Source organism: Streptomyces sp. NPDC046303 (genome assembly GCF_055588085.1).
The window spans coordinates 1-18,368 of record NZ_JBVJFA010000014.1; the positions used below are offsets into that span (position 1 = coordinate 1).

General features: G+C 71.4%; 14 protein-coding genes and 1 pseudogene. 9 read left to right on the forward strand and 6 right to left on the reverse strand.

What is annotated here, in order from left to right; genetic code table 11:
- On the forward strand, positions 1 to 90 hold a 90-nt coding region (locus ACZ6I1_RS16425; protein WP_469287966.1), incomplete at its 5' end, for an aggregation-promoting factor C-terminal-like domain-containing protein.
- Between the two features lie 154 nt (positions 91 to 244).
- Here ACZ6I1_RS16425 and ACZ6I1_RS16430 read toward each other — a convergent pair.
- Positions 245 to 1,414, reverse strand: a complete 1,170-nt coding sequence (locus ACZ6I1_RS16430; RefSeq protein ID WP_469287661.1) for a steroid 3-ketoacyl-CoA thiolase — start codon at positions 1,412 to 1,414, stop codon at positions 245 to 247.
- 240 nt (positions 1,415 to 1,654) lie between these two features.
- On the opposite strand from ACZ6I1_RS16430, the gene ACZ6I1_RS16435 reads away from it, so the two are divergent.
- The gene (locus ACZ6I1_RS16435; protein ID WP_469287663.1) at positions 1,655 to 2,899 is read left to right on the forward strand and encodes a cytochrome P450; all 1,245 of its coding nucleotides are present in this window, start codon (positions 1,655 to 1,657) and stop codon (positions 2,897 to 2,899) included.
- Between the two features lie 244 nt (positions 2,900 to 3,143).
- Entirely contained in the window at positions 3,144 to 4,613 is a 1,470-nt protein-coding gene (locus tag ACZ6I1_RS16440; protein WP_469287665.1) for an FAD-binding oxidoreductase, read from the forward strand.
- Here the strand turns inward: ACZ6I1_RS16440 and ACZ6I1_RS16445 are convergent.
- Positions 4,582 to 6,615 carry a bifunctional glycosyltransferase 87/phosphatase PAP2 family protein gene (locus ACZ6I1_RS16445; RefSeq protein ID WP_469287667.1) on the reverse strand — a complete coding sequence of 678 codons (2,034 nt, stop codon included), beginning with the start codon at positions 6,613 to 6,615 and terminating at the stop codon, positions 4,582 to 4,584. The genes ACZ6I1_RS16440 and ACZ6I1_RS16445 overlap by 32 nt on opposite strands.
- Positions 6,616 to 6,734: 119 nt before the next feature.
- Here ACZ6I1_RS16445 and ACZ6I1_RS16450 point away from each other — a divergent pair, with 119 nt between their 5' ends.
- Positions 6,735 to 7,094, forward strand: coding sequence for an antibiotic biosynthesis monooxygenase family protein (locus ACZ6I1_RS16450; protein ID WP_469287669.1), 360 nt, complete (start codon positions 6,735 to 6,737; stop codon positions 7,092 to 7,094).
- Between the two features lie 116 nt (positions 7,095 to 7,210).
- On the opposite strand, the gene ACZ6I1_RS16455 is transcribed toward ACZ6I1_RS16450, so the two are convergent.
- Positions 7,211 to 7,606, reverse strand: a complete 396-nt coding sequence (locus ACZ6I1_RS16455; RefSeq protein WP_469287671.1) for a nuclear transport factor 2 family protein — start codon at positions 7,604 to 7,606, stop codon at positions 7,211 to 7,213.
- Positions 7,607 to 7,713: 107 nt separating this feature from the next.
- On the opposite strand from ACZ6I1_RS16455, the gene ACZ6I1_RS16460 reads away from it, so the two are divergent.
- Positions 7,714 to 8,220 carry a GNAT family N-acetyltransferase gene (locus tag ACZ6I1_RS16460; protein ID WP_469287673.1) on the forward strand — a complete coding sequence of 169 codons (507 nt, stop codon included), beginning with the start codon at positions 7,714 to 7,716 and terminating at the stop codon, positions 8,218 to 8,220.
- Between the two features lie 55 nt (positions 8,221 to 8,275).
- On the opposite strand, the gene ACZ6I1_RS16465 is transcribed toward ACZ6I1_RS16460, so the two are convergent.
- Positions 8,276 to 10,360, reverse strand: coding sequence for an MDR family MFS transporter (locus ACZ6I1_RS16465; RefSeq protein ID WP_469287675.1), 2,085 nt, complete (start codon positions 10,358 to 10,360; stop codon positions 8,276 to 8,278).
- Between the two features lie 1,069 nt (positions 10,361 to 11,429).
- Between ACZ6I1_RS16465 and ACZ6I1_RS16470 the strand changes: the two genes are divergently transcribed.
- Together ACZ6I1_RS16470 and ACZ6I1_RS16475 are read left to right on the forward strand one after the other, a co-directional pair.
- A complete protein-coding gene (locus ACZ6I1_RS16470) occupies positions 11,430 to 11,603 on the forward strand; it encodes a peptidoglycan-binding domain-containing protein (protein WP_469287677.1) in 174 nt (57 codons plus the stop codon).
- Positions 11,604 to 12,181: 578 nt separating this feature from the next.
- Positions 12,182 to 12,868, forward strand: coding sequence for an HAD-IA family hydrolase (locus tag ACZ6I1_RS16475; RefSeq protein WP_469287679.1), 687 nt, complete (start codon positions 12,182 to 12,184; stop codon positions 12,866 to 12,868).
- Positions 12,869 to 13,530: 662 nt separating this feature from the next.
- Here the strand turns inward: ACZ6I1_RS16475 and ACZ6I1_RS16480 are convergent.
- Positions 13,531 to 13,632, reverse strand: a pseudogene (locus ACZ6I1_RS16480) (Lsr2 family DNA-binding protein); the annotation flags it as partial.
- Between the two features lie 1,024 nt (positions 13,633 to 14,656).
- Positions 14,657 to 15,238, reverse strand: coding sequence for a TMEM165/GDT1 family protein (locus ACZ6I1_RS16485; protein ID WP_469287681.1), 582 nt, complete (start codon positions 15,236 to 15,238; stop codon positions 14,657 to 14,659).
- Positions 15,239 to 15,752: 514 nt separating this feature from the next.
- Between ACZ6I1_RS16485 and ACZ6I1_RS16490 the strand changes: the two genes are divergently transcribed.
- Positions 15,753 to 16,397 (forward strand): HNH endonuclease family protein, encoded by a 645-nt coding sequence (locus tag ACZ6I1_RS16490; protein ID WP_469287968.1) that lies wholly within the window; start codon positions 15,753 to 15,755, stop codon positions 16,395 to 16,397.
- 95 nt (positions 16,398 to 16,492) lie between these two features.
- Complete coding sequence (locus tag ACZ6I1_RS16495; RefSeq protein WP_469287683.1) at positions 16,493 to 18,151, forward strand: alkaline phosphatase D family protein; 1,659 nt, start codon at positions 16,493 to 16,495, stop codon at positions 18,149 to 18,151.
- Positions 18,152 to 18,368 lie beyond the last annotated feature (217 nt).

The window sequence follows — 18,368 nt, forward strand, 5'->3', positions numbered from 1 at the left end:
CAGATCAAGTGGGGCCTGGACTACATGAACGAGCGCTACGGCAGCCCGGTCGGCGCCTGGAACTTCTGGTCCGCCAACCACTGGTACTAAGCCGCACCACCGACGGCAGCACAGCAGCACGGCAGCACAGCAGTAGCAGACATACGAAAGCCCCGGCGGCCGGCCTCCCCAGGTCCGGCCGCCGGGGCCTTCTGCATCCCATCCCACGGGTCCGTGTGCGGCGCCCGGCGGCGCCGCGCAGCACCTACAGGCGCTGGATGATCGTGCCGGTCGCGAGCGCGCCGCCCGCGCACATGGTGATCAGCGCGAATTCCTTGTCGCGGCGCTCCAGCTCGTGCAGCGCGGTGGTGATCAGCCGGGCGCCGGTGGCGCCGACGGGGTGGCCGAGCGCGATGCCCCCGCCGTTGACGTTGACCTTCTCCAGGTCCTGGTCGAAGACCTGGGCCCAGCTGAGGACGACGGAGGCGAAGGCCTCGTTGATCTCGACGAGGTCGATGTCCTTGAGGGACATGCCGGCCTTGCCCAGCACGGCCCGGGTCGCGTCGATCGGCCCGTCCAGGTGGTAGTGCGGGTCGGCGCCGACCAGGGTCTGGGCGATGATCCGGGCGCGCGGCCGCAGCTTGAGCGCGCGGGCCATCTTGCGCGAGGCCCACATCACGGCGGCGGCCCCGTCGGAGATCTGCGAGGAGTTCCCGGCGGTGTGCACGGCGGTCGGCATGACCGGCTTGAGCCGGGCCAGCGCCTCCATGGACGTGTCGCGCAGGCCCTCGTCCCGGTCGACCAGGCGCCACATGCCCTGTCCGGCGGCCTGTTCCTCCTCCGTCGTCGGCACCTGCACGGCGAAGGTCTCGCGCTTGAAGCGCTCCTCGGCCCAGGCGGCCGCGGCCCGCTCCTGCGAGAGCAGCCCCAGCGCGTCGACGTCCTGGCGGGTCAGGCCCCGGTGGCGGGCGATCCGCTCGGCGGCCTCGAACTGGTTGGGCAGGTCCACGTTCCACTCGTCCGGGAACGGCTTGCCGGGGCCGTGCTTCGATCCCGACCCCAGCGGTACGCGGCTCATGGCCTCGACCCCGCAGGCGATGCCGATGTCCATGACCCCGCCGGAGATCATGTTGGCGACCATGTGGTTGGCCTGCTGGGAGCTGCCGCACTGGCAGTCCACCGTCGTCGCCGCGGTCTCGTACGGGAGCCCCATGGCCAGCCAGGCGTTGCGGGCCGGATTCATCGACTGCTCGCCGGCGTGGGTGACGGTGCCGCCGACGATCTGCTCGACGCAGTCGGGCTGGATTCCGGTACGGGCGAGGAGCTCCCGGTACGTCTCGCCGAGGAGGTAGGCGGGATGGAGGTTGGCGAGCGCGCCCCCGCGCTTGCCGATGGGGGTGCGTACGGCTTCGACGATGACGGGTTCCGCGGCCATGAGCTCGTCCTCTCCTGCACTGCGACAGCGCGGCGGGCCGTCCCGGCGCCCCGCCCGAACTAGTACGCGTTCTAGTTCTCCCCGCAGTCTTATGACCTGAAGCCCCGGCACGCAAGGGTCTTGCACGCGGCCTGCACGGATTCCCCACGCAACAGTTGATGCGCCGACCCTTGTCACTTCTAGAACTCGTTACTACCTTCAAGCCAACTTCTGATGGGCCGTCAGACTTTGGAGTCGCCCATGTCCTGTCCCGCGCTGCCCGAAGGCTTCGACGCCACCGACCCCGACCTGCTCCAGAGCCGGGTCCCGCTCCCGGAGTTCGCGCAGCTGCGGCAGACCGCCCCCGTGTGGTGGTGCCCGCAGCGGCGCGGCATCACCGGTTTCGACGACGAGGGCTACTGGGTCGTGACCCGGCACGCGGACGTCAAGTACGTCTCCACGCACCCGGAACTGTTCTCCTCCACCACCAATACGGCGATCATCCGCTTCAACGAGCACATCCAGCGCGACCAGATAGATGCCCAGCGCCTGATCATGCTGAACATGGATCCGCCCGAGCACACGCGCGTACGCCAGATCGTGCAGCGCGGATTCACCCCGCGGGCCATCCGCGGACTGGAGGAGGCCCTGCGCGACCGCGCCCGCAAGATCGTCGAGGAGGCGCTGGCCGGGGCGGGCGACGGCAGCTTCGACTTCGTCACGCAAGTGGCCTGCGAGCTCCCGCTCCAGGCCATCGCGGAGCTGATCGGCGTACCGCAGAAGGACCGCGCCAAGATCTTCGACTGGTCGAACAAGATGATCGCCTACGACGACCCGGAGTACGCGATCACCGAGGAGGTCGGCGCCGAGGCGGCGATGGAGCTCATCGGCTACGCCATGAACCTGTCCGCCGAACGCAAGGAGTGCCCGGCCAAGGACATCGTGACGCAGCTGGTGGCGGCCGAGGGCCAGGGCAACCTCGGCTCCGACGAGTTCGGCATGTTCGTCCTGCTCCTGGCGGTGGCGGGCAACGAGACCACCCGCAACGCGATCAGCCACGGCATGCACGCCTTCCTCACCCACCCCGAGCAGTGGGAGCTGTACAAGGCGACCCGGCCGTCCACCGCCGCCGAGGAGATCGTGCGCTGGGCCACGCCCGTGGTGTCCTTCCAGCGCACCGCCACCCAGGACACCGAGCTGGGCGGCCAGAAGATCAAGGCGGGCGACCGGGTCGGGATGTTCTACTCCTCCGCCAACCACGACCCCGAGGTCTTCACCGACCCCGGCGTCTTCGACATCACCCGCGACCCCAACCCGCACTTGGGCTTCGGCGGCGGCGGCCCGCACTTCTGCCTCGGCAAGTCCCTGGCCGTCATGGAGATCGACCTCATCTTCAACGCCCTGGCCGACACGCTGCCCGACCTCCGCCTGACGGGCGAGGACCCGCGCCGCCTGCGCGCGGCCTGGCTCAACGGCATCAAGGAACTCCGGGTCAGCCACGGCTGACCCGCGACCCAGGACGGCAGGGGCCCTTCCTCCCACGCCCCGGCCCCTGCCGTCCGCTGGCGACCGTTCGAGTGGCGGCGCCGCCCGAACGGGGTGATCCTTACGACAGCGGCGATCCAGCCGAAGGGGCGCCGGGGCCATCTGCGCCCCGGCGCTCCTTCGGCCCGGCGCCCCTTCGGCCTGCGCGAAGCGTGCGGGGGGCTGCTCGAGTGCGTCCCGCTCCGCCCGGTGCCAGACTGAAGGCATGGCCACGCTCGGTCAGTCCTTCCGGGGGCGGCTCGTGCAGCCCGGGGACCCCACGTACGACGAGGACCGGCGGATCTGGAACGGCTCCATCGACCGCTCCCCCGCCCTCATCGCCTACTGCACGGGCGTCGCGGACGTCAGGGACGCCGTGGGGTTCGCGGCCGGACCGGCGGCGGGGCTTCCGGTCGCCGTGCGGGGCGGCGGGCACAGCTTCCCCGGGCAGTCCGTGTGCGACGGCGGGATCGTCATCGACCTCTCACCCCTGCGCGGCATCCGGGTGGACCCGGAGGCCCGGACCGTCAGGGCGCAGGCCGGGGTGCTGCTGGGCGAGCTGGACCACGAGACGCAGGCGTTCGGGCTGGCCGTACCGGCCGGGATCGTCACGCACACCGGGCTGGCGGGGCTCACCCTCGGCGGCGGCATCGGCTGGCTGATGCGCAAGTACGGGCTCACCGTCGACCAGCTGCTCTCGGTGGACATGGTCCTCGCCGACGGGTCCTTCGTGAAGGCGAACGAGGACGAGAACCCCGACCTCTTCTGGGGTGTGCGCGGCGGCGGCGGGAACTTCGGGATCGTCACGGAGTTCACGTTCCGGCTCAATCCGCTCGGACCGATCGTGCTGGCCGGCCCGATCGTCTGGCCGATGGCCGAATCGGCGCGGCTGCTGCGCTTCTACCGCGACTGGATCACCGGCGTACCGGACGAGCTGACGACGGCCGTCGTCCACCGCAAGGCGCCCGTGGCCCCGTACATCCCGCCCGACCTGCAGGGGAAGCCCGTCGTGATGGTGGTCTGCTGCTACGCGGGCCCGGTCGAGGAGGGGCAGGAGGTGCTGCGGCCGCTGCGCGAGGACGCCGGGCCCGCGCCCGTACTCGACCTGTGTGCGCCCAAGCCGTTCACCGAACACCAGGCGATGTTCGACCCGTCCTTCCCCCACGGCCGCTGGTACTACTTCAAGTCCTGCGACGTCGAGCGGCTCACCGACGAGATCATCGACCGTACGGCCGAGCACGCGGCCCGGATCGTCTCACCGTTCACCGCCTTCCCGATCTTCCAGCTGGGCGGGGCCATCGCCCGCGTCGGGGAGGACGAGACGGCCTTCGGCGGGCGCGGCGCCGGGCACACCTTCAACATCAACGGGACGACGCTGGACTCCGAGGGCTTCGACGCGGAGCGGACGTGGGCGCGCGGCCTGTGGTCGGCGCTCGCCCCCCACCAGACCGGGGTCTACGCGAACTTCCTGATGGAGGAGGGCGAGGAGCGGATCGAGCAGGCCTACGGGGCGGAGAAGTACCGGCGCCTGCGGGAGCTGAAGCGCCGCTACGACCCCGGGAACCTCTTCCACCTCAACCAGAACATCCCGCCCGCCCCGGTATCCGCCCCGGCATCGGCCCCGGCATCCACGCCGCCGCCCGCCCCGGCGTCCGCGGCGCCGGCTACGACGCCCGCGCCCCCGCCGGGGCCCTGACCTCCGGCTGCTGGTCTTCGCCGCCCGTACGTTGCGCGGGCAGGCTCGCCCGCAGCCGCCGCGGACCGGAGAGCAGGTACACGAGCCCGAATCCGGCGCCCACGACGATCGCGCCGCCCACCGCGTCGAGGACCCAGTGGTTGGCGGTGGCGACGATCGCGCACACCGTGATCAGCGGGTGGAGCGCACCGAGCAGTTTCTGCCAGCCCTTCGGCGCCAGCACGACGATGACGATCCCGCACCACAGCGACCAGCCGAAGTGCAGGGAGGGCATCGCCGCGTACTGGTTGGAGATCGCGGTCATGGCCCCGTACGACGGGTTGGCCAGGTCCTGCGGGCCGTGCACGGTGTCGATGAAGCCGAGGCCGGGCATCAGGCGCGGCGGCGCGAGCGGGTACAGCCAGAAGCCTATGAGCGCCAGGACCGTCGCCAGCCCCAGGGAGGCGCGCGCCCAGCGGTAGTCGCCCGGGCGGCGCCAGTACAGGACGGCCAGGATCGTCAGCGGCACCACGAAGTGGAAGGAGGTGTAGTAGAAGTTGAAGAACGCCTCCAGCCAGGGCGTATTGACGACGGCGAGGTTCACGGCGTGCTCGATGTCCATGCCGAGGGCCCGCTCGAACCCGAGGATCTGGTGGGCATTGCCCTCGGCGAGGTCGCGGCTGGTGGGCGCCGCGGCCCTGATGTGCGAGTAGAGCGAGTACCCGACCCGTATCAGCAGGAGTTCCAGCAGCAGGTTGGGGCGGGACAGCACGCGCCGCCACAGCGGCAGCAGCGGCACCCGCTGCCAGCGGGCGGCCGCGGGCTTCCCGTAGGCCGTCGGGACGGGCTCGCGCCAGTACGGCGAGGAGCGCGGCAGGAACGGTACGGCGCATGCGGCGGCCAGCGCGGCGAGGAGCAGCACGTTGTCGCGTACGGGGGCCAGCGCGGCCAGGTTCGGCAGCAGCACCGCACTGGGCAGGGTCATGATCAGGATCACGGCGACGGGCCACACGGGCCGGTCGGCGGCGCGCCTGCCGACCTTGCCCGCGACCGCGAGCAGCACCCACAGCAGCTGGTGGCGCCAGCCGGCCGGGGACACGGCGATGGCCACGCAGCCGGTGACGGCGACGGCGAGCAGCAGCTGCCCGTCCCGGGCGTAGCGGACGGCGCGGCGCAGGCCGATGAAGGCGATGCCGGCCGCGAGGGCCGCGTAGAGCAGGATCTCGAGCGGTCCGGTCAGGCCGAAGCGCAGCAGGGCGCCGTGCACGGACTGGTTGGCGAGGCTGTCGGGGGCCCCGCCGAGGCCGGTGCCGGCCAGATGCTGGACCCAGTACGTCCACGAGTCGCGCGGCATGGCCGCCCAGGACAGCGCGGTGGCTCCGGCGAACGTGGCGGCGGCGGCCCCGGCGGTGGGGCGGCGGCCGGTGAGCCACAGGAAGGGGGCGAAGAGCAGCAGGGCGGGCTGGAGTGCCGCGGCCAGGCCGATGAGGAAGCCGGCCGGGCGCTCGCCGGGGACGCGGAAGACGGCGAGGAGGACCAGGAGCACGGGCAGCACGGCGGTCCGGCCGGGTGAGGAGGCCTCGCGGACGGGCAGCGAGACCATCATCAGGGCGGTCAGCACGGGCGCGGCCAGCAGTGCGGTGCGGCGCGGCACGGGGTCGGGCAGGGCGCGCGCGGCGACGAGTCCGATCGCGGCGACGAACAGCAGCGTCAGGGAGATCCAGGCGACCTCCAGCGACGGCGCGGCGAGGCCGACGAGCGGTTTGAGGACCAGCCCGGCGAACGGCGTGCCGGTGAACTGCCCGGCGTCGTAGAGCGAGCCGGGCAGGCTGCCGGGGAGCTGGAAACCGCTCAGCCACTGGCCCGGTGGGACGCTCAGCACGACGGCGGCCTGTCTGACGGCGAGTGCGCCCGCCAGCGCCCACAGGAGGAGGCGTGCCGCCCCCAGCCTGCCCCCGCCACCGCTACCGCCTATGACTCCGGCATGTCCGTTCGCACCGCTGTGCTCCGCCGCGTTAGCCACGCCTCGCCGGCCTCCCGCCCTGTTGACCGCAACCCCGACTTCGCCTGGCTGCCGCGTTTCGTGCCCCGTTCCATTACCTGGACGACGATATCCCGCGCGAGATACCTAGGATGGCCTGCATGAGCATCGTGAAGATCAACGCGCTGACCGTGCCGGCCGAGCAGCGGGAGGTTCTGGAGCAGCGGTTCGCCTCGCGGGCGGGAGCGGTGGAGAGCTCGGACGGGTTCGAGTGGTTCGAGCTGCTGCGCCCGGTGGAGGGCACCGACCAGTACCTCGTGTACACGCGGTGGCGGTCCGAGGAGGACTTCCAGGCGTGGATGGAGGGGCCGATGAAGGCCGCTCACCAGGGTGGCGGCGCGGCGGGCGGCGGCGCGGCGGGCGGCGGCGAGGGCGGCGGCGAGCGCCCGAAGCCGGCGGCCACGGGTTCGTCGGTGTGGTCGTTCGAGGTCGTGCAGCAGGCGGCGCCGAAGCAGGCGTGAAGCCACGGGAGGCGGCTCGGGGCGCGCGCTCCGAGCCGCCTCCGGCTGCTCTTACAGGCTTACGGGAGCTGCTCTTCGGGGGGCTGCTCTTCCGGGAGCTGCTCTTCCGGGAGCGCTCAGCTCCAGAAGGCGTCTTCCTCGTCGATGTCGGCGGTGCACTGGTCGATGTCGGTGATCTTGTGGCCGACGATGGTGAAGAACAGGCCCTCGCGGATCTCGATGCCCCGGTCGCCCCGGTCGCCGCGTGCCGTGTGGAAACTCATGACGTGGCCGCGGCCGTCGGCGAGGACCGATTCCAGGTGGACCTGGAAGGTGCCGTTGGTCTCCTCCCCGAGCCTGCGGTAGAAGTCCAGGACGTTCTCCCGCCCCTTGTGGTGGCCGGAGAGCGGGTTGTTGCCGGGCACGTGGTGGATGACGTCGGCCGTCATCAGCGCGCTCAGCGCCTCCATGTCGCCCTTGGCGAAGGCCTCGTAGCCGCGGCGGACCAGGGCACAGTCGGGATGCTCGGACATGGTGTTTCACACCCTCCAGGACGCGCGGTTTGCCCTTTTTCCTATCATCAGCCCGTCCCTGTGGATATTGCACGCCAGAGATCCGCGGCGAACTCCACAATGACCTCATGACCACGCACAGCGAACACCGCACACACACCTGGGCCGTGGCGCCCGAGCCGTTCACCACGCCCGACGCCACCGTTCTGCGCCGCGCCTACTACGCCGAGGTCGCGGGCCGTTACTGGAAACGGTCCGTCACGGAGGCCGAGATCGATCAGGGCCTCCTGGACTTCCCCGACGACGGCCTCGTGCCACCCACGGGCCAGTTCGTCGTCGGCCGGCTCGCCGGAGAGCCCCTGGCGTGCGGCGGGATACGCCTGATCGACCCCGTCACCGCCGAGCTCACGAGGGTGTACGTCGACCAGCGCGCCCGCGGCACCGGCGGCGGCGCGGCGCTGCTCGAGGTCCTGGAGGCGGAGGCCCGCGCGCTGGGCGCCGAGCGGGTCCGGCTGGACACCAGGTCGGACCTCGTGGAGGCCCGGGCGTTGTACGCGCGGCACGGGTATGCGGAGATACCGGCCTACAACTCGGGCCCGTACGCGGAGCACTGGTTCGAAAAGCGCCTGGCCTGACACGCGGCCTGACCCGCGGCCTGACCCCTGGCCTGAGCCGCAGCCGGCCCGCGGATCAGCGCGCGGACCAGCGCGCGGCGTGGTCGCGGCGGGGCGCGACGTCGTAGGGCTCCTCGGCGTCGGACCCGCACAGCTCCGCGTTGATCTCCTGGACCAGCTTGACCAGGTCGGTCGGCCGGTCCGGGCCCCACCAGTCGCCGAGGAGCTCGGCGAGGGACTCCTCGCGCGCGGCGGAGAGCCTGGCCGCCGCAGCTCGCCCCTGATCCGTCAGGACCAGCGCCAGCCCCTCGCGGACGGCGAGGCGACGCTCCTCCACCTGGCGGGCGGCCTCCGTGATGGCCTTCAACGGCACGATGGTGCGCTCGGCCAGCAGGGCGGGCTCCGCCGACCCGTACTTGTTGATCCGCAGCAGCAGCCAGCTCGCTGCGGGCAGCAGGTCGTAGCCCGCCTTCGCGGTGATCTTCTCGTAGACGTGCCGGCGGCCCTCCTTGCTGCCGAGCACCGAGAGCGCCCGGGCGACCTCGTCGCGGGAGGACCGCTCGACCGGGTTGGAGGCGAGGGTCTCGGTCACGTCGGGCGCGGTGACCGAGCCGCGGAGCCTGTCCTCCCTGAGGAACCAGGCGATCACGAACGCGATGAGCACGACGGGCACCGCGTACAGGAAGACGTCGGTGATGGAGGTGGCGTAGGCGTCGAGCACGCGGGGGCGCAGCTCGGCGGGGAGTGCGCCGATGGCCCGCGGGTCGGCCTCCAGCTGCGCGGCGCCCGCGCCGGGCGGCAGCGGGACGCCCGCGAGCGCGGCGGCCAGCTTGTCGTCGAGGCGGTTCGTGAAGATCGTGCCGAAGATCGCGACGCCGAAGGAGGCGCCGATGGAACGGAAGAAGGTCGCACCGGAGGTGGCGACGCCGAGATCCGCGTAGCCGACGGAGTTCTGCACCGCCAGCACGAGTACCTGCATGACCAGGCCGAGTCCCGCGCCGAAGACGAAGAAGTAGGCGCTCATCTCCCAGGTGCTGCTGGTGCGGTGCAGCTGGTGCAGGAGGAGCAGGCCGACGGCGGTGACGGCGGTTCCGGTGATGGGGAACACCTTCCACCGGCCGGTGCGGCTGACGATCTGACCGGAGGCGGTGGAGGAGATCAGCATGCCGAGCACCATCGGCAGCATGTGGACTCCGGACATCGTCGGCGAGACGCCCTGGACGACCTGGAGGAAGGTCGGCAGGTAGACCATCGCGCCGAACATGGCGAAACCCACGACGAAGCTGATCACCGAGCAGAGGGTGAAGGTGCGGATGCGGAACAGTTTCAGCGGCAGGACGGGCTCCGCAGCCCTGCGCTCCACGGAGAGGAAGGCGACGAGCAGCACCGCGCCGAGGACGGCGAGGCCGATGATCTGGGCCGATCCCCAGGCCCAGGTGGTGCCGCCGAGCGAGGCGACCAGGACGAGGCAGGTGGCGACGGAGGCGATGAGGAGGGTGCCGAGGTAGTCGATCGTGTGCTTGGAGGAGCGCGCCGGGATGCGCAGCGCGGCGGCGATGACGGCGAGCGCGACGAGACCGATGGGGAGGTTGATGTAGAAGACCCAGCGCCAGGACAGGTGGTCGACGAACAGGCCGCCCAGCAGCGGTCCCAGCACGCTGGTCGCACCGAAGACACCACCGAACAGGCCCTGGTACTTGCCGCGTTCGCGCGGCGGGACGATGTCGCCGACGATCGCCATGGACAGCACGATCAGCCCGCCGCCGCCGAGGCCCTGGAGGGCACGGAAGCCGATGAGCTGGGCCATGTCCTGGGCGAGGCCGCACAGGGCGGAGCCGATGAGGAAGAGGACGATGGCGTACTGGAACAGCTTCTTGCGTCCGTACTGGTCGCCGAGCTTGCCCCACAGGGGGGTGGCGGCAGTGGAGGCGAGCATGTAGGCGGTGACGACCCAGGACAGGTGCGCCATGCCGCCGAGGTCGCTGACGATGGTCGGCAGGGCGGTGGAGACGATGGTCTGGTCGAGGGCGGCGATCAGCAGGCCCAGGAGCAGGGCACCTATGGAAGCGAGGACCTCGCGGGGAGCATGTTCGGCGGCGGGTCCGAAGTTCTCCGGGCCCGGCCGGGGGTCCACGGCATCCGTGGTCACATCCTGAGCCATCGTTCCTCCTCAGGCCGGATCAACATCTCCATCCTGCGTGGTGTGTCCGGTTATGGCCTGTCGGCGGGACAGGGAAAGGGTTGGGAGCAGCCCGACGGGTCTGCATAATGCCTGGCAGGCCCAGGGAGGGATTCCAGTGAACGGTGAGCACTGTCCAGATTGCGGCGCCCTCGGCGCCGCCTGCCGGTGCGCGCCGGGTACGGGCTACGACCCCCTGCGCGTCCGCCCGTACGTATCGCTTCCCGACCCGGGCGAAGCGGACGACGACGCCCCGCTGCCTCCCCTGCCACCCGCGCCGCCAATAGCCCGCGTGGTGACCCCGCCGCCACCCCAGCACGACACCCCGGCGTACGGAACCCCGCTGCCCCCGCACGGGCAGCCGCATCCGTGGCCGGCGGCCCCGGGCGAACATGACGGCCCGAACGACATGGGCGCGCCGGCCGGCCTGGGGCACGTGGGTGACTCGGGACACGTGGGCGGCCCGGGACACGCGGGCGGCTCGGGACACGTGAGCGGCTCGGGACACGTGAGCGGCTCGGGACACGTGAGCGGCCTGGGGCACGCACATGCGCCGCAAGCGGCCGAGACGGCACAGCTGCGCGCCATCCCGGAGTCCGGGGCCGTCCCCGGCACATTCGGAGGCGGGGGGAGGGGAGGGGGAGGGGGCCCCGAGAAGCGCACCGGCCGCACTTTCCGCCGACTCCTCCCGGTCCTGATCGGCGCCGCCGCAGTGGTGGCCCTCGGGGGGACCGCCGTGGCGCTGTGGGTGCTCCCGAGTTCCGCGGGCAACGACACCGCCCTGATGGACGCAAAGGCATCGGCGCCCGTGACGAGCCTGGCCCCGGCCAGCCCGTCCCCCACCCCGGCCAGCACCGGAACGGCCAGCCCCTCTCCCTCGGCTTCGCCGTCCCCGTCGCCGAGCGCGTCCAAGTCGGCTTCGCCGTCCCCGAGCGCGTCCCGCTCGTCGGCACCCCCATCCCCCAGCGCCTCACCGAGCACGAGCCGTCCTACCACCCCCACGCCGCCTGCGGCGGCACCGACCCTGCGGTACGGGGACTCGGGCGCGGAGGTGGAGAAGCTTCAGCGGCTGCTGGCGGCCAGGGGGCTGTTCACGTACAAGATCAACGGAAAGTTCGACTGGCGGGTGGAGAACGCCGTGTCGACGTTCCAGTACGAGAACAACATCGACGACGAAGAGTGGGGCGTCTACGGCCCGATCACGCGCAAGGCGCTGGAGGGCTAGGAGTACGGGGCGGAGGTGGTAGCGGCCAGACAGGGAGACCCGGCCGCCGCCACCTCCGCCATTACCGCGGCCAGCCCGCGCTTCAGTCGTCACTCCGCCGCTGACGCTGCCTCGGCGCTGCCGCTGCCGCCAGGTAAGCCGTCGCCGCCCCGCGCCGCCGTTCGGAGCTGCCCGCAGTGCCCCGACCCGGTCCGCGCCGCTGGCGGGACTGGTCGTACGCTCTGCCGCCGCCCGCATTCACGCTGCCGCCGCTGTCGCCGCTTCGCCCAGCCCGAGCACCCGCTCTTCGAGCGGTGACGTTGCCGGAGGACCCGAGCCACCGACTCGACGTCGCGCCGCACCCGCGCGTCCTGCCCCCCTCCCCCCACAGCCCGCGAACGATGCGCACCCCATCTCACCCCTGCGCCCGCGCCAATCCATCCGTACGAGGCTGGGCTAGGGACAGGAGTCACACCTTCTGCGGTGGCGCAGAGCGCCAGCATTTTGTATCGTGGAGGAACAAAGTGGTTCCGTCCTCACTCCCTGACCGGTGGACGGAACCACTTGTTCTCTTTTCCCGCCTCGTCTGGAGCCCGCCGATGTCGGCCAGCACCACCTCCACCGCACCTGTCGTCCTCACCGCCAAGGCCCTGCTCCTGGACATGGACGGCACCATCGTCAATTCCGACGCGGTGGTCGAGCGATGCTGGCGCGAGTGGGCGGTGTCGCACGGGCTGGACCCGGAGGAAGCCCTCAAGGTGGTCCACGGCCGCCAGGGCTACGCGACCATGGCCGTCCTGCTGCCGGACCGCCCGATGGAGGTCAATCACGCGGAGAACGCCGTGATGCTGGCCCGCGAGACGGCCGACACCGACGGCGTGGTGCCGGTCGCGGGGGCCCCTGAGTTCATGGCGGCGATCGCCAGACTGCCGCACGCACTGGTCACCTCCGCCGACGCGGCGCTGGCGACGGCCAGGATGACCGCCGCGGCGCTGCCGATGCCTGCGGTACGGGTGACCGCCGAGTCCGTGCAGGCCAGCAAGCCGCACCCCGAGGGCTTCCTCAAGGGCGCCGCCGCGCTGGGAGTGGACCCCGCCGACTGCATCGTGTTCGAGGACTCCGCTGCCGGTATCGCTGCCGGCCAGGCTGCGGGCATGCGCGTGATCGGCATCGGCCCTCGGGCAGCCGCCCACGCCCCGACGACCCACGCCCCCGACCTCACGTCCCTCACCGTGGCGACGACTGCAGACGGCTCGATCCAGATCAGGGTCGAAGCGGCGGTGTAAGGGGCGGGATCCCCACAATCCTGATCAGGGAGGGTTTGGGGGTTTCCCGTCAGTCCCACTGTCTCTCCGGGTCGGGCCGGCCTGTCAAGGGCGCTCCCTTCGGTCGCGTCGCTGCGCGATGGCCTTCGGCCACCCTTGACAGACCGTCCCGCCCCGGAAAGCCAAGGACTGTCGGGAAGCCCCCAAAAGAACGGTCCACTGGTTCCACGAGGACCACCCGGGCCCATCAGCGATCCAGGGCCTGACCACGGGTGGCCCATCCCCACCCGGGCCAGCCGGAAAGCCGGAGCCGAGGCACCGCCTACGCGCCAGATCGCTACGCGCTCCTCACGTCTCAGCGTCCGGCGGCCGTCCGGGGTCCTACCCGCACCAGAAGTCGACGAGAAGCACCTGGGGAGCGGGTTGGCGCGTCAAATCGCTACGCGCTCCTCACGTCTCAGCGTCCGGCGGCCGTCTGGGGTCCAACCCCTACCAGAGGGTGACGAGATGCCCCGGGGAGCGGATACCCTCACCAAACAGCGACGAGAAGCGCGGATGAGATCACTACGCGTCGCCCCTAACGCCTCACTTCACTACGCAGCGAGTGATCTGGCGGCGATCAGCCCGGCAGGCGGCGGAAACCAGCAGCCCCATCGGCCGCTTGGGCGAGGTCTGGATCCATGTCACCGGCCGCCATGCTCCTGCTCGTACGCTTCCCTGATGGCCCATGGGACGCGGCCCCGATTGTTGACCACGTAGCCGTTTTCGCGCGCCCAGGCGCGTATCGGCTCCCACTCGGGGCGTTCGACGGGCAGCTCCGGGCCAGCCGCCTTGCTGACCGAGGACTCACCTGCCGTCGCGTCCACCTGCTGACCCCCACCCACCTGCCGCTGATCCGTCATACCCCGACCGTACGGGCCGCCACTGACATTGATACCTGGCCGCCGAGCACGATCAACTCACGGCTGTTCTGGACGACGTGGTCACCGGACACAATCCAGGTCTGCGGTCCAGCTCCTGATCACCGCTGGCGGCAACCGGGACCGCCTCCGCACCGAGGCATCGTTCGTGGCCCTCTATCGGATACTTCGGCGTCTGGCCCGTCGTCATCTCCTGCATCGAACGCGGCACACGCCACAACGACAACCCCGCCGGCGCCTACCGCAACTGGCGCACCGCCGCTTGACGGCCAACAGGAGCTTCATCCACCCCGCGAGGCCCACGCCGCCTCAACTCGCCACCGAGTAGGCACGAACGACCCGCTGTCGCGCGAGGGGGCATCTGCAGCACCGTGGGCGGCCCGCGTCCAGCCCCAGACGGCCGCCGGACGCCGAGAGGGAGGGAGCGCGTAGCGATCTGGTGCGCCCACCGCTTTCCCAGGGGCTTCTCATCACCCTCCGGTGCGGGTAGGGGCCCAGACGGCCGCCGGACGCTGAAACCTGAGGAGCGCGTAGCGATCGGGCGCGTAGGCAGCGCCTCGCCTTCGCTTTCCGGTCGGGCCGGGTGGGGGTGTGCCACCCGTGCCCAGGCCTTGCATCGCTGATGCCCCCTGCCCGTGATCGTGAACCAGTGGACCGTTCTTTTGGGGGCTTCCCGACAGTCCTTGGCTTTCCGGGGCGGGACGGTCTGTCAAGGGTGGCCGGAGGCCATCGCGCAGCGACGCGACCGAAGGGAGCGCCCTTGACAGGCCGGCCCGACCCGGAGAGACAGTGGGACTGACGGGAAACCCCCAAACCCTCCCTGATGAGCCCCGGGGGCATCAGGCCCCCCGAAGCCCCCGCCCGACCAGCCGGACGCCGCCCCCCCCCATCAGCCCGCGATGGCCTCGTACAAGGAGAACGCCGCCAGGGCTGCCATCACGGCGGCGGCGATCTTGGTGATCAGGCGGAGGGGTACGTACTTCATCAGGGTGCGGCCGCCCAGGATGCCGATGCCGGCGACCGCCCACAGGGCGAGCACGGCGCCGATGCCGACGGAGAGCGGGTTGTCGTACCGTGCGGCCAGGTTGGCGGTCATGATCTGGGTCAGGTCGCCGAACTCCGCCACCAGGATGAGCATGAAGCCGGCCCCGGAGACCTTCCAGAAGGACTGGTCGGCGGGCGGCTTGACCTCTTCCTCTCCGTCGTCCTTCTTCCAGAGCAGCATGGCGGCGCCCGCGAGGAAGAGGACGCCGACGACGGCCTGTACGAGCCGGTGCGGGAGCAGCGTGAGCACGCTTCCCGCGGCGATGGCGAGGGCGACGTGCACGGCGAAGGCGGCGGCGACGCCCGCGAAGACGTACGAGGCGCGGTAGCGGGTGCCGAGCATCAGGCCGGCGAGGGCCGTCTTGTCGGGAAGTTCGGCGAGGAAGACGACGCCGAAGGCGATCGCCGTGACGCTGAAGCTGAACACGGGGGTGGAACCTCAATCGGTCGGGCAGGGAGCCGCCGGTACCGAGAGACCTGGAACGCATGTGTCAGGGGTCGCTTCGGCTCGGCGGCGCCCTGGCTTGCGTATGCGCACAGACGTGTGCGCGAACGCGTGAACAGGACACTGCGGCCGAAGGTCTCGCTGGCCGACCGCTGTGCGCGGCCTGCCTCCGGGCGCCGGCTGGGGTGACCCAGCAGTATGTCGACGGTCCGGCGAAGAGCTACTCCCCTTCTGCTCCGTCCAGGGTACGCGACATCGTCGGGTGCCTGGAATAGGCCCTTGGTCCCGGTCCGTCCGGCGGCCCGGCACCCCACCACACCGGAATCTCAACTTCCGCTTGAGGGAAGACCGTTGCGCGACTTGATCTGACGTGCTCATGTCGCCACGCTGTCATCTGGCGCCCATCCCCGTGAAACCTGGCGCCGCAAGCATGGCCGCGCCCCGCCGGGGCCGCACGGTCACACCCCCCGCACCCAGGGAGCCCCTCATGGCACTCATACCCAACGTCTACGCGCGTCGAATTGGCGTGTTCGCATCAGCCGTCGCCCTCGCGTCCCTTACCTCCCTCATCAACGCCCCCGCCGCCCAGGCAGCCCCGCCCACCCCCATCAGCGCCTCCGCCGCCCGCACCTACCTGGCGACGGTCACGCCGCGCGCGGAAGGCTCCAGCACCGGCTACAGCCGCGATCTCTTCCCGCACTGGAGCACCGTCTCCGGCACCTGCAACACCCGCGAGACCGTCCTCAAGCGGGACGGCGTGAACGTCGTCCAGGACTCCTCCTGCGCGGCCGTGAGCGGCAGCTGGTACTCCGAGTACGACGGCGCCACCTGGACCGCCGCCTCCGACATCGACATCGACCACGTCGTGGCGCTCTCCGAGGCCTGGCGCTCCGGCGCCAGCTCCTGGACCACCTCCAAGCGCCAGCAGTTCGCCAACGACCTCACCCGCCCGCAGCTCATCGCGGTCACCGACAACGTCAACCAGGCCAAGGGCGACCTCGACCCCGCCGAGTGGCTGCCGTCGCGCACCTCCTACCGCTGCACGTACGCGCGGATGTGGGTCCACGTGAAGCAGTACTGGGGCCTGAGCATGGACTCCGCGGAGAAGACCGCCCTGGTGAACGTCCTCAACGGCTGCTGATCCGAGCGGCCGGTCATTTCCCCCGCCAGGGGGAGGCGAGGCTCCCCCTCCCCGTCGTACCGTGATCAAAGGGGCTACGGAGGAGGGGGAGTTACATGGCCGGATTGCGTCTGGGTCCGCTGCTGCGCCACGTCGACTGGGACACGGGCGGGTCCGCCACCATATGGGTCGAGGCGGACCGCCCGTGCACGGCGGAGGTGCGGTGCGCCGACGGGGCCGGCGGCAGTGTGCGCACCTTTCAGATCGCCGGGCACCACTACGCGCTGGTGCCGGTGACCGGGCTGACCCCTGGAACCACGACGGCGTACGAGGTGCTGCTCGACGGGATACGCGTGTGGCCGCTGCCGGACAGCGGCTTCCCGCCCAGCACGATCGCCGCCCCGGCAGGGGCGGGCCGCGATCCCGGGCTGCGCGTCACCTTCGGCTCCTGCCGGCAGGCCGCGCCGCCGGCCGGGAAGCACGGGCCGCACGGGGCGGACGCGCTCGACACCCTCGCGGCGCGGCTGGCAGCCGATCCCGAGGCGGTACGCCCCGATGTCCTGCTGCTGCTCGGGGACCAGGTGTACGCGGACGCCCTGTCGCAGGAGACCCGGCAGTGGCTGGCGGCCCGGCGGGACCTGCGGGATCCTCCCGGCGCGCAGGTCGCGGACTACGAGGAGTACACCCGGCTGTACTACGAGTCCTGGCTCGACCCGGAGATCCGCTGGCTGCTGTCGACCGTGCCGAGCCTGCACATATTCGACGACCACGACGTCATCGACGACTGGAACACGAGCGCGGCGTGGCTGGCGGAGATGAGGGCGACCCCGTGGTGGCAGGAGCGGGTGGTCAGCGGGCTGATGTCGTACTGGGTGTACCAGCACCTGGGCAATCTCTCGCCCTCCGAGCTGGCGGCCGACGGGCTGTACGGGGCGATACGCCAGGTTCCCGACGGCACGGATCTGCTGCGCTCCTTCGCGTCGGCGGCCGACGCCGATCCGGCGACGGTGCGCTGGAGCTACCGGCGTGACTTCGGCCGGACGCGGCTGCTGATGGTGGACACCCGGGCCGCCCGGGTTCTCGCCGAGGACGGGCGGGCGATGCTCGACCCGGCGGAGCAGAAGTGGCTGCGGGAGAACGCGCTGGCCGGGCTCGGAGGGTACGACCATCTGCTGATCGGCTCCTCGCTGCCGTGGCTGATGCCGCCGTTGATCCATGACGCGGAGACGTGGAATGCCGCGTTGTGCCGCGGGGAGCGGGGGTCGCGGTGGGCGCGGATCGGTGAGAACCTGCGCCGGCGCAGCGATCTGGAGCACTGGGCGGCGTTCCCCGCCTCGTTCGCGGCGCTGACCGATCTGATCGAGGAGGTGGGGACGGGGCCGCGGGCGCCGGCGACGGTGTGCGTGCTGTCGGGGGACGTGCACCACGCGTATGTGGCGGAGCCGCGAATACCCAGTACGGCGCGGGTGTTCCAGCTGACGTGCTCACCGGTGCACAACTCCATCCACACGGCGGTGAAGCTGGGCTTCCGGCTGGGCTGGTCGCGGTTCGGGCGGTGGCTGGGGCGCGGCTTCTCCCGGCACGGGCGGACGGGGCGGCCGCCGTTGAGCTGGCGGCGTACGGGCGGGCCGTGGTTCGGGAACCAGTTGATGACGCTGGCGCTGGCGGGTCGGACGGCCCGGCTGCGGCTGGACCAGGCGCACAAGGGTGGCAGAAGGCGGGACGGTGCCCGGCTGGTAACGGTGTTGGACCGGGAACTCGCCGGGGCGGAGTAGGGTGCGGGCCTGGCCTCGGTGTGGCACGGGTGTGGCACGGGTGCGACATCGGGCACCGCATGGGGGTCTGACGAGCGGGGGGTGCGGGGGCGCCCCGGGCATCCGGTGTGCGAACGCCGGGCGTACGCTGTATGGCTGTCAAGCCGCTCCTGCCGCTCCCCCGCGACGTCGCGGCGCTTCGTGCCGCTGAACGTCCACCGGACTGGGGAGTCCCGCC

What these genes read in the sequence shown, in the direction of transcription:
- ACZ6I1_RS16430 (WP_469287661.1), bottom strand. Translation starts at nt 1,414, where the DNA reads ATGGCCGCGGAACCCGTCATCGTCGAAGCCGTACGCACCCCCATCGGC.
- ACZ6I1_RS16435 (WP_469287663.1), top strand. Translation starts at nt 1,655, where the DNA reads ATGTCCTGTCCCGCGCTGCCCGAAGGCTTCGACGCCACCGACCCCGAC.
- ACZ6I1_RS16440 (WP_469287665.1), top strand. Translation starts at nt 3,144, where the DNA reads ATGGCCACGCTCGGTCAGTCCTTCCGGGGGCGGCTCGTGCAGCCCGGG.
- ACZ6I1_RS16450 (WP_469287669.1), top strand. Translation starts at nt 6,735, where the DNA reads ATGAGCATCGTGAAGATCAACGCGCTGACCGTGCCGGCCGAGCAGCGG.
- ACZ6I1_RS16455 (WP_469287671.1), bottom strand. Translation starts at nt 7,606, where the DNA reads ATGTCCGAGCATCCCGACTGTGCCCTGGTCCGCCGCGGCTACGAGGCC.
- ACZ6I1_RS16460 (WP_469287673.1), top strand. Translation starts at nt 7,714, where the DNA reads ATGACCACGCACAGCGAACACCGCACACACACCTGGGCCGTGGCGCCC.
- ACZ6I1_RS16465 (WP_469287675.1), bottom strand. Translation starts at nt 10,360, where the DNA reads ATGGCTCAGGATGTGACCACGGATGCCGTGGACCCCCGGCCGGGCCCG.
- ACZ6I1_RS16475 (WP_469287679.1), top strand. Translation starts at nt 12,182, where the DNA reads ATGTCGGCCAGCACCACCTCCACCGCACCTGTCGTCCTCACCGCCAAG.
- ACZ6I1_RS16495 (WP_469287683.1), top strand. Translation starts at nt 16,493, where the DNA reads ATGGCCGGATTGCGTCTGGGTCCGCTGCTGCGCCACGTCGACTGGGAC.